Source organism: Streptomyces sp. NPDC048171, assembly GCF_043202655.1.
GTDB lineage: Bacteria > Actinomycetota > Actinomycetes > Streptomycetales > Streptomycetaceae > Streptomyces.
This window is the reverse complement of sequence record NZ_JBIDAU010000003.1, coordinates 155629-166331: the sequence shown is the minus strand read 5'-3', so window position 1 is coordinate 166331 and position 10703 is coordinate 155629. Positions and strand designations below refer to the sequence as shown.

Sequence of the window (10703 nt, the reverse complement as noted above, 5' to 3'; positions counted from 1 at the left end):
CGGGGGGGCCCCCCCCCCCCGCCCCGGGGGGCGCCCCCCGGCCCCGGGCACCCCCCCCCCCTGCGCGCCCCCCCCCCCGCCGGCGGCGCCGTGCCCGGCCCCCACGGCCCCGTTCCGGCTGCCATGAGCCGGGAAGGAGGCACACCGTGGCCGGTGAGATCCCACCCGCCCAGCCGCCCACGGGCGTTCCCGGCCGCCGTCCCGCGGGGTCGCGCCCGCCGCTCCTGTGGCGGTGGCGCCGGAACCCCCTGCGGCGCCGCACCGACCGGCTGCGGGTCTGGCTGACGCTCGGGCTGGTGCTCGGCGTGCTGGTGACGGCCCCGGCGGCGATGTTCACCGTCGGCGACGCGGCCCACCGCCACTACCGGAGCGTCGCCACCCACGAGGCCGCGTCCCGGGACCAACGCCCCGCCGTCCTCGTCCGGGACGCCCCACGGCATCCGGAACCGGGGTCGGACGAGGCGAGGCGCACCCGGTATCCGGTCGAGGTCCGCTTCACCGGCCCGGACGGGACGTCGCGGACCGGGCGCACGGACGTCGAGCCGGGCCGGACCGCCGGCAGCACCGTGCTCGTCTGGGTCGACCCGTCGGGCGGCATCACCGGGCCTCCGCTCAGCACGGAGCAACTGCGCAGCCGCACGATGGGCTGGGCCATCCTCGCCTTCCTCGGCGTCGTCCTCACCGGCCTCGCCGCCCACGGCGTCGCCGGGCTCGTCCTGTGGCGCCGCGACCTCGCCGCCTGGGACGCCGCGTGGGCCGCCACCGCCCCGCGGTGGAGCAGGTCCCCGTGAGGGGCGTCAGGCCGTCGCCGCGTCCGGGGCCGGCGGGGTGAGGTGCTGGGCCAGCCAGGTCGGTACGCCGCCCAGCAGCCGGAAGAGCCGTCGGGCCTCCTCCCGCAGCCGGGACGCCTCCGGTTCCGTCTCCGCGTCCGCGAGGGACGCCAGCGCGGGCGCCGTGCCGACGAGGTACCCCAGCTCCTCGCGGATCCGCAGGGACTCGGCGAAGCCGTGCCGCGCCTCGGCCAACTCGCCCTCCCGCAGGGCGAGTCCGGCCAGATGCCGCCAGGTGAAGGACAGCAGCAGCGGCTGTCCGTGCGCGGTCGCCCCGGCGTGCGCGCGCCGGTACGCCGCGCGGGCGGACTGCGGTGAGCGGCTCAGGTTCTCCGCGACCAGTCCGCGCCGGAAGTCCAGCAGCGCACGCCCGTCGGCCCCCGGCGCGATGAGCGCCGCCGCCCGGCCCAGCGCGGCCCGTGCCTCGTCGGCCCGGTCGCGCACCTGGTGCACGGTGGCCGCGTAGGCGAGTTGCCCTCGTTCACAGGCGGCCGCCCCGCGCTCGTCGTCGCTGTGGGCCAGCGCCTCCGCGGTGCGCAGCGCGTCCTCGGCCTCCGCCCAGCCCTGCTCGGTGTACAGGCACCGCTCCACCAGCAGCGCGGTCCGCTGCAGGGCGGTGGCCGCGGTGACCGGCTCCAGCAGGGCCGCCGCGTCGGCCCAGCAGGCGCGCGAGCGCAACCGCCATACCGCGGTCTGGAGCGGATCGTCACCCTCGGTCGTTCCCCAACCAGAACCAGCCATGGCGGAATGCGCCACGTCGCCCTCCCCTTAGCACGCCATCGAGCTCTCGAGTGGTGGCCGCATCTCAGCACGGATCCGGCGGCCCGGCCAAGGGGATGGGTGAAAGATTTCACAAAGTCGTGGGACTTCCCGCGCCCGAGGTTTGGGGATGTTCCGGGCCGGAAAGCGCCCGCGCCTCAGCTCATCCGCAGTGCGAGGAAGAAATCCAGCTTGTCCTCCAGGCGCGACAGGTCACGCCCCGTCAACTGCTCGATCCGGCCGACGCGGTAGCGCAGCGTGTTGACGTGCAGGTGGAGCCGGTTCGCGCAGCGTGTCCAGGAGCCGTCGCTGTCGAGGAAGGCCTCCAGCGTCGGGATCAGCTCGGCGCGGTGGCGGCGGTCGTAGTCGCGCAGCGGGTCGAGCAGCCGCGCGGTGAAGGCGCGCCGGACGTCGTCGGGGACGAAGGGGAGCAGCAGCACGTGCGAGGCCAGCTCCTGGTGGCCCGCCGCGCAGACCCGGCCGGGCCGGGCCGCGGCCACCCGCCGCGCGTGCCGGGCCTCCTCCAGCGCCCCGCGCAGCCCCTCCGCCGAGTGCACGGCCGCGCTGACGCCGAGCGTGACCCGCCCGTCCCCGTCCAGCCCCGCGGACAGCGGTTCCCGTACGGACTCCAGCAGCGCGTCCGCGAGGACGCCGGTCTCGGAGCCGTCGTGCTCGGTGGAGACCGCCGGCAGCGGTACGAGGGCCACGGCCTCGTCACCGGTGTGCGCCACGGCGATGCGGTCGGAGTGCTCGGGGCCCGTGGCGTGCGGGTCGACGAGGATCTCCTCCAGCAGCGACTGGGCGACCGGGCCGGTCTCCGCCGTACCGTCCTCCCACTCGACGCGGGCCACCACGACCTGCCAGTGCGGGGCGGCGCCGAGTCCGGGCAGCAGCACCGGCGCCGCCACCCGCAGCCGGGCCGCGATCTCGGCGGGCGCGGCGCCCGTCTGCACCAGCTCCAGGACCTCCTGCGCCAGCCGCCGCCGCACCGTGCGGGCCGCGTCCCGGCGGTCCCGCTCAACCGCGATCAGCTGCGTGACCCCGTACAGCAGGTCGAGCCGCTCCTCGGCCCAGTCCCCGGCGTCCGCCTCCACCACGAGGAGCCAGTCCGACAGCACCGTCTCCCGCACCTCCCGGGACACACCCACCGCCTGCGGGGTGCGGGCGCCGGCCCGCACCGGGAAGACGCTGTACGTGCTCCCCGCCACCGGCACCCGGTGCGGTGCGCGCCGCCCCGCGCGGGTGGCCGCCAGGTGCTCCGCCGCCAGCCGCGCGCACACCTCGGCGGGCAGCGCGGGGCCCGCCGCCTTCGAGCCCGCGACCGGCCGCCCGGTCGGCGACAGCACCCAGGCCCGCAGGTCCAGGTCGGAGCCGAGGAGGTCGAGGACCACGTCGGGGCCGCCGCCCGCGGGGCCCGAGGTCATCATCCGGCGGTGCCGGTCCACCACGGCCGCGAGGTCACCGGCCCGCTCGCCCGAGACCTGCCGGACGACGTGCTCGGTGATGGTCGCGAAGGCCACCGACTCGTGCACCGCGAACAGCGGCAGCCGGTGCCGCACGCAGGCCAGCACCAGGTCCTCCGGCACGCTCCCCAGCTCCGCCTCGCCGGCGGCCAGGGCGCTCACGCCGGACTGCACCAGGAGGCGCACGAAAGGCTCGGAATCGTCGGCGTCCCGCCGCCAGGCCAGGCCGGTCAGCACCAGTTCACCGCCCGAGAGGTAGCGGCTGGGGTCCCGCAGGTCGGTGGTCATCACGCCGCGGACCGATCGGTCCAGCTCGTCCTCGCCGCCGAGCAGCTTGAGGCCCAGCGCGTCGGTGTCCAGCAGTGCGCGCAGCCGCATTCTCGTCGCCGCCGATCTTTGTCTCGAAGTGTTCCAGGTCACGCGGCTGTGGCGCGCGTTTCCGGAGGAAAACGAGGAGGTTACTGAGGACCTCCTTTCATACGAATCTACAAGATGCCTGCCCTGGCCAGCCAACTCCTTCATGGTTTCTGCGACTGACCCCGGTGGAGCACAGGACGGTGTACTGAGGCCAATCCACGTGAACAGCACATGAACGAGCCGGGCCCGCCGCACACGGATTGGCTCAATCTGTACGCCCCACAAGTAGACGAAGAAGAGAGCCGGTCATGGACTTCCTTCGCCCCGCCAGCTGGGAGGAGGCGCTCGCCGCCAAGGCCGAGCACCCCACCGCTGTGCCGATCGCGGGTGGCACCGACGTGATGGTCGAGATCAACTTCGACCACCGCCGGCCCGAGTACCTCATGGACCTCAACCGCATCGGCGACCTCTTCGAGTGGGAGGTCGGCGAGGACTCCGTACGGCTCGGCGCCTCCGTGCCCTACACCAGGATCATGGAGAACCTGAGCGCCGAGCTGCCGGGTCTCGCCCTCGCCTCGCACACGGTCGCCTCCCCGCAGATCCGTAACCGCGGCGGCGTGGGCGGGAACCTCGGCACCGCCTCCCCGGCCGGCGACGCCCACCCGGCGCTGCTCGCCGCGGGCGCCGAGGTCGAGGCCGAGTCGGTGCGCGGCAGGCGCCTGATCCCGATCGACCAGTTCTACACGGGCGTCAAGCGCAACGCCCTGGAGCCCGACGAGCTGATCCGTGCCGTGCACGTGAAGAAGGCCGACGGACCCCAGCAGTTCTCGAAGGTCGGCACCCGCAACGCCATGGTCATCGCCGTGTGCGCCTTCGGCCTCGCCCTGCACCCCGAGACCCGCACCGTGCGCACCGGCATCGGCTCGGCCGCCCCCACCCCCGTGCGGGCCAAGGCGGCCGAGGAGTTCCTGAACGCGGCGCTCGACGAGGGCGGCTTCTGGGACAGCGGAAAGATCATCACCCCGTCGGTCGCCAAGCAGTTCGCCGAGCTCTGCTCCGGCGCCTGCAACCCGATCGACGACGTCCGCGGCACCGCGAACTACCGCCGCCACGCCGTCGGCGTCATGGCCCGCCGGACGCTGACCTGGACCTGGGAGTCGTACCGCGGCACCCGCACCGCCACGGAGGGAGCTGCGTAATGCGCGTCAACTTCACTGTCAACGGACGTCCGCAGGAAGCCGACGACGTGTGGGAGGGCGAGTCCCTGCTGTACGTGCTGCGCGAGCGGATGGGCCTGCCCGGCTCCAAGAACGCCTGCGAGCAGGGCGAGTGCGGCTCCTGCACGGTCCGCCTGGACGGCGTGCCGGTCTGCTCCTGCCTGGTCGCGGCCGGACAGGCGCAGGGCCGCGAGGTCGTCACCGTCGAGGGCCTCGCGGAGTTCGCGAAGGACCGCGCCGAGGGCTGCGCCACCGGCGCCTGCGGAAGCGACGCGGGCAAGGGCACCACCCTCGACCAGGCCAAGCGCTGGCAGGCCGGCGGCACCGACTCCCAGACCGGCGAGGGCACCGAACTGGCCCCGATCCAGCAGGCGTTCATCGACGCCGGCGCCGTCCAGTGCGGCTTCTGCACGCCCGGACTGCTGGTCGCCGCCGACGAGATGCTGGAGCGCAACCCGAACCCGTCCGACGCGGACATCCGTGAGGCGCTGTCGGGCAACCTGTGCCGCTGCACGGGCTACGAGAAGATCATGGACGCGGTCCGCCTGGCCGCGGCCCGTCAGTCCGAGGGGGTCTGAACATGGCTGCCACCGGCGCACCCACCAAAATCACCCAGGGTTCCCAGACCAAGGGCGGTATCGGCGAGTCCACGCTCCGCCCGGACGGCACCCTCAAGGTCACCGGCGAGTTCGCGTACTCGTCCGACATGTGGCACGAGGACATGCTCTGGGGCCAGATCCTGCGCTCCACCGTCGCGCACGCCGAGATCGTCTCCATCGACACCGGCGAGGCCCTCGCCATGGCCGGCGTCTACGCCGTCATGACGTACGAGGACCTGCCCACCGAGGTACGCAACTACGGCCTGGAGATCCAGGACACCCCCGTCCTCGCCCACGGCAAGGTCCGCCACCACGGCGAGCCCGTCGCCATCGTCGCCGCCGACCACCCGGAGACCGCGCGCCGCGCCGCCGCCAAGATCAAGGTGGAGTACCGCGAGCTGCCCGTCATCACCGACGAGGCCTCCGCGACGGCGCCCGACGCGATCCTCGTCCACGAGGGCCGCGACGACCACCACATCGGCCACGTCCCGCACCCCAACATCGTGCACCGCCAGCCGATCGTCCGCGGCGACGCCGACGCGGCCGCCGCGCGGGCCGACGTGATCGTCAAGGGCGAGTACTACTTCGGCATGCAGGACCAGGCCTTCCTCGGCCCCGAGTCCGGCCTCGCGGTGCCCTCCGAGGACGGCGGCGTCGAGCTGTACGTCGCCACCCAGTGGCTGCACTCCGACCTGAAGCAGATCGCCCCGGTACTCGGCCTGCCCGAGGACAAGGTCCGCATGACGCTCTCCGGCGTCGGCGGCGCCTTCGGCGGGCGCGAGGACCTGTCCATGCAGATCCACGCCTGCCTGCTGGCGATGCGCACCGGCAAGCCGGTCAAGATCGTCTACAACCGCTTCGAGTCCTTCTTCGGCCACGTGCACCGCCACCCGGCCCGCCTCTTCTACGAGCACGGCGCCACCAAGGACGGCAAGCTCACCCACCTCAAGTGCCGCATCGTCCTGGACGGCGGCGCCTACGCCTCCGCCTCCCCGGCCGTCGTCGGCAACGCCTCCTCGCTCGCCGTCGGCCCCTACGTGATCGACGACGTGGACATCGAGGCCATCGCCCTCTACTCCAACAACCCGCCCTGCGGCGCGATGCGCGGCTTCGGCGCGGTCCAGGCGTGCTTCGCCTACGAGGCGCAGATGGACAAGGTCGCCAAGGAACTCGGCATGGACCCGGTGGAGTTCCGCCGGATCAACGCCATGGAGCAGGGCACCCTCATGCCCACCGGCCAGCCGGTCGACTCCCCGGCGCCGGTCGCCGAACTGCTGCGCCGCGTCAAGGCGATGCCGATGCCGCCGGAGCGCCAGTGGGAGTCCAGCGAGGGCGCCGACGTGCGCCAGCTGCCCGGTGGTCTGTCCAACACCACGCACGGCGAGGGCGTCGTCCGCGGTGTCGGCTACGCGGTCGGCATCAAGAACGTCGGCTTCTCCGAGGGCTTCGACGACTACTCCACCGCCAAGGTCCGCATGGAGGTCATCGGCGGCGAGCCGGTCGCCACCGTGCACACCGCCATGGCGGAGGTCGGCCAGGGCGGCGTCACCGTGCACGCGCAGATCGCCCGTACCGAGCTGGGCGTCACCCAGGTCACCATCGCGCCGGCGGACACCCAGGTCGGCTCGGCCGGCTCCACCTCGGCCTCCCGGCAGACGTACGTCACCGGCGGCGCCGTGAAGAACGCCTGCGAGCTGGTGCGCGAGAAGGTCCTGGAGATCGGCCGCCGCAAGTTCGGCTCCTACCACCCCGCCTGGGCCACCGCCGAACTCCTGCTGGAGGGCGGCAAGGTCGTCACCGACGGCGGCGAGGTCCTGTCCGGCCTCGTCGACGTCCTGGAGGGCGAGACCGTCGAGGTCGAGGAGGAGTGGCGGCACCGGCCGACCGTGCCCTTCGACCTGCGCACCGGCCAGGGCAACGGCCACGTCCAGTACTCCTTCGCCGCGCACCGCGCCGTCGTCGAGGTCGACACCGAGCTCGGCCTGGTCAAGGTCATCGAACTGGCCTGCGCGCAGGACGTCGGCAAGGCGCTCAACCCGCTGTCCGTCATCGGGCAGATCCAGGGCGGCACCACCCAGGGGCTGGGCATCGCCATCATGGAGGAGATCGTCGTCGACCCCAAGACGGCGAAGGTCAGGAACCCCTCCTTCACGGACTACCTGCTCCCCACCATCCTCGACACGCCGACGATCCCGGTCGACGTGCTCGAACTCGCCGACGACCACGCGCCGTACGGGCTGCGCGGCATCGGCGAGGCCCCCACCCTGTCGTCCACCCCGGCGGTCCTCGCGGCCATCCGGAACGCGACGGGGCTGGCGCTCGACCGCACGCCGGTACGACCGGAGCACCTCACCGGCACGGCGTGAGTCAGGGGGTGTCGTCCGGATCGGGCCGGCACCAGGCAACGGCGCCCATGGAACCGAGCCGAGTGGGGTCTGGTGCGTGCAGCTGCAAGGCGGAGGAGGGCGACAGGGCGGAGCCCTGGCAACCGACGACAACGCCGCAGATGTGCGTGCCAGACCCCGCGACCCCGGCCGGATCCGGACGACACCCCCTGAACCTCCGGGCGGCGCACGGAACGTCACACACTCCGCGCCGCCCGGAGCACCGACCGGGTCCCGTCCCGCTCGCGGGCCTCGAAGTTTCAACAATCATGCGTTCGTCTCGGGCCGTCCCCCGGGTCGTGCACATCCCAAATCCCCGCAGCCGCCCCAGCGGCACGCGCGGGTGCCCCTTTGAACCTTGGGAGACGGCCCCATGACCCAGCAGTCTGTGGAGCCCAAGACCACCGCCGAGGAAGCGGGCGCGGGTTCCCGCGTCCCCTCCGGCCGGTCTTGGCTCGACCGGTACTTTCACATATCGCACAGAGGATCCACGGTCGCGCGTGAGGTGCGCGGCGGCATCACCACCTTCATGGCGATGGCGTACATCGTCCTGCTCAACCCCGTCCTGCTCGGCGGCAAGGACGTCGCGGGCGACACCCTCAGCCAGAAGGCCCTGATCACCGCGACGGCGCTCGCCGCGGCGGTCACCACGCTCCTCATGGGCTTCATTGGCAAGGTGCCGCTGGCCCTGGCCGCCGGACTCTCGGTGTCCGGCGTCATCGCCGGCCAGGTCGTCCCCCAGATGACCTGGGGACAGGCCTTCGCCATGTGCGTGATGTACGGCGTGGTCATCATGCTGCTCGTGGTCACCGGGCTGCGCGAGATGATCATGAACGCGATCCCGCTCGCCCTCAAGCACGGCATCACGATGGGCATCGGCCTCTTCATCGCCATCATCGGCCTGGTGAAGGGCGGCTTCGTACACGCCGGCGAGGCGACCCCGCTCACCCTCGGCCCCGCCGGCGAACTCGCCGGCTGGCCCGTGCTGCTCTTCGCGGGCACGCTGCTCCTGATCTTCATGCTCCAGGCGCGCAACACCCCGGGCGCGATCCTGATCGGCATCGTCACCGGCACCATCGTCGCGGCGGTGCTGAACGCCGCCGGGGTCATCGACCCCAAGCAGTGGGCGAACGGCGCTCCGGAACTGCACGGCAGCGCGGTCTCCATGCCGGACTTCTCGCTCTTCGGCACGCTGGAGTTCGGCGGCTGGGGCGAGGTCGGCGCGATGACGGTCGGCATGATCGTCTTCACGCTGGTGCTGGCCGGGTTCTTCGACGCGATGGCCACCATCATCGGCGTCGGCACCGAGGCCAAGCTCGCCGACGAGAAGGGCCGCATGCCGGGCCTGTCGAAGGCGCTGTTCGTCGACGGCGCCGGCGGCGCCATCGGCGGTGTGGCGGGCGGCTCCGGCCAGACCGTCTTCGTGGAGTCCGCGACCGGCGTCGGCGAGGGCGCCCGCACCGGGCTCGCCTCGGTCGTCACCGGCGCGTTCTTCGCGGCCTGCCTCTTCTTCACGCCGATCACCGCGATCGTGCCGCAGGAGGTGGCCTCCGCCGCCCTGGTCGTCATCGGCGCGATGATGATGATGAACGCGCGGCACGTGGACTGGGCCGACCGGGCCACCGCGATCCCGGTCTTCCTGACCGTCGTCCTGATGCCGTTCACGTACTCCATCACGGCGGGTGTCGCCGCCGGAGTGATCTCCTACGTCGCCATCAAGGTCGCCCAGGGCAAGGCCCGGGAGATCGGCGCGTTCATGTGGGCCCTGACGGTGATCTTCGTCGTCTACTTCGCCCTCAACCCGATCGAGAGCTGGCTGGGCGTGCACTAGCCGCCACGACGGGAACCCGTTCACGTACCCCTTGTCTCAGGAGGACCGACAGATGCTGGACATCGCCGACGAGCTGAACCGGTGGGTCGAGCAGGGACGCGACTTCGCCGTGGCCACCGTGGTGGCCGTCGGCGGCAGCGCCCCCCGCCAGCCCGGCGCCGCCCTCGCGGTGGACGCCGACGGCACGGCGATCGGCTCGGTCTCCGGTGGCTGCGTGGAAGGGGCCGTGTACGAGCTGTGCCGGCAGTCGCTGGAGGACGGCGAGACCATCCTGGAGCGCTTCGGCTACAGCGACGAGGACGCCTTCGCCGTGGGTCTGACCTGCGGCGGGGTCATCGACATCCTCGTGACACCGGTACGGGCGGCGGACCCCGCCCGGCCGGTGCTGGCCGCCGCGCTCGCCGCCTCCGCACGGGGGGAGGCGGCAGCGGTGGCGCGGGTCGTGAGCGGCCCGGCGGAGCTGATGGGCCGCGCGCTCCTCGTCCACCCGGACGGCTCCCGCGCCGGCGGTTTCGGCGCCCACCCCGAACTGGACCGGACGGTGGCCGCCGAGGCGGGCGCCTTCCTGGACGCCGGCCGCACCGGCACGCTGGAGATCGGTGAGCAGGGCTCGCGCTGCGGGGCGCCGCTCACGCTGCTGATCGAGTCCTCGGTGCCCGCCCCCCGCATGATCGTCTTCGGCGCGATCGACTTCGCCTCCGCGCTGGTCCGCGCCGGAAAGTTCCTCGGCTACCACGTGACGGTGTGCGACGCCCGCCCCGTCTTCGCGACCCGGCTCCGCTTCCCGGACGCCGACGAGATCGTCGTCGAGTGGCCCCACGAGTACCTGCGGCGCACGGAGGTGGACGCGCGCACGGTGCTGTGCGTCCTGACCCACGACGCCAAGTTCGACATCCCGCTGATCAAGCTGGCGCTGCGGCTGCCGGTGGCGTACATCGGCGCGATGGGCTCGCGCCGCACCCACCTGGACCGCAACGCGCGCCTGCGCGAGGTCGGCGTGAGCGACCTGGAGCTGACCCGCCTCAGGTCGCCCATCGGCCTCGACCTCGGCGCCCGCACCCCCGAGGAGACGGCCCTCTCCATCGCCGCCGAGATCGTCGCCACCCGCCGCGGCGGCACGGGTGCCTCCCTGACCGGCGCCCACACCCCGATCCACCACGACGGCCCGACGACACCGGCGGGGCGGATCGGGTCGGTGGCCTAGAAGCCCACGGCCCAGGTGGGGCGGGCCCCAGGGCAGCGCTGCCGCTCGGCCCGCGCGGG

General features: G+C 73.1%; 8 protein-coding genes. 6 read left to right on the top strand and 2 right to left on the bottom strand.

The annotated features are described in order from the left end of the window. Positions 1-146: 146 nt before the first annotated feature. Positions 147-791: a hypothetical protein gene (locus tag ACGF3J_RS09435; RefSeq protein ID WP_393853777.1), complete on the top strand. Its 645-nt coding sequence runs from the start codon at positions 147-149 to the stop codon at positions 789-791. A gap of 6 nt (positions 792-797) precedes the next feature. Here the strand turns inward: ACGF3J_RS09435 and ACGF3J_RS09430 are convergent, their stop codons facing one another. Next, a complete protein-coding gene (locus ACGF3J_RS09430; RefSeq protein WP_161327639.1) occupies positions 798-1586 on the bottom strand; it encodes a hypothetical protein in 789 nt (262 codons plus the stop codon). 161 nt (positions 1587-1747) lie between these two features. Next, on the bottom strand, positions 1748-3430 hold the full coding sequence (locus tag ACGF3J_RS09425; RefSeq protein WP_393853776.1) for a PucR family transcriptional regulator: 1683 nt from the start codon (positions 3428-3430) through the stop codon (positions 1748-1750). A gap of 287 nt (positions 3431-3717) precedes the next feature. Here ACGF3J_RS09425 and ACGF3J_RS09420 point away from each other — a divergent pair, with 287 nt between their 5' ends. The 5 genes from ACGF3J_RS09420 (at position 3718) to ACGF3J_RS09400 (ending at position 10644) form a co-directional block, all read left to right on the top strand. Then, positions 3718-4608, top strand: coding sequence for an FAD binding domain-containing protein (locus ACGF3J_RS09420; RefSeq protein ID WP_393853775.1), 891 nt, complete (start codon positions 3718-3720; stop codon positions 4606-4608). Continuing rightward, entirely contained in the window at positions 4608-5204 is a 597-nt protein-coding gene (locus ACGF3J_RS09415) for a (2Fe-2S)-binding protein (protein WP_393853774.1), read from the top strand. The genes ACGF3J_RS09420 and ACGF3J_RS09415 overlap by 1 nt, the downstream gene beginning before the upstream one ends. 2 nt (positions 5205-5206) lie before the next feature. After that, on the top strand, positions 5207-7591 hold the full coding sequence (locus ACGF3J_RS09410) for a xanthine dehydrogenase family protein molybdopterin-binding subunit (RefSeq protein WP_393853773.1): 2385 nt from the start codon (positions 5207-5209) through the stop codon (positions 7589-7591). A gap of 391 nt (positions 7592-7982) precedes the next feature. Further along, positions 7983-9440: an NCS2 family permease gene (locus ACGF3J_RS09405; RefSeq protein WP_393853772.1), complete on the top strand. Its 1458-nt coding sequence runs from the start codon at positions 7983-7985 to the stop codon at positions 9438-9440. 52 nt (positions 9441-9492) lie between these two features. After that, positions 9493-10644 carry an XdhC family protein gene (locus tag ACGF3J_RS09400; protein WP_393853771.1) on the top strand — a complete coding sequence of 384 codons (1152 nt, stop codon included), beginning with the start codon at positions 9493-9495 and terminating at the stop codon, positions 10642-10644. Positions 10645-10703: the final 59 nt, after the last annotated feature.

Bases quoted from the DNA above. Each gene is read 5' to 3' on its own strand.
- ACGF3J_RS09425 (WP_393853776.1), bottom strand. From the start codon at position 3,430: ATGCGGCTGCGCGCACTGCTGGACACCGACGCGCTGGGCCTCAAGCTG.
- ACGF3J_RS09420 (WP_393853775.1), top strand. From the start codon at position 3,718: ATGGACTTCCTTCGCCCCGCCAGCTGGGAGGAGGCGCTCGCCGCCAAG.
- ACGF3J_RS09415 (WP_393853774.1), top strand. From the start codon at position 4,608: ATGCGCGTCAACTTCACTGTCAACGGACGTCCGCAGGAAGCCGACGAC.
- ACGF3J_RS09410 (WP_393853773.1), top strand. From the start codon at position 5,207: ATGGCTGCCACCGGCGCACCCACCAAAATCACCCAGGGTTCCCAGACC.
- ACGF3J_RS09405 (WP_393853772.1), top strand. From the start codon at position 7,983: ATGACCCAGCAGTCTGTGGAGCCCAAGACCACCGCCGAGGAAGCGGGC.
- ACGF3J_RS09400 (WP_393853771.1), top strand. From the start codon at position 9,493: ATGCTGGACATCGCCGACGAGCTGAACCGGTGGGTCGAGCAGGGACGC.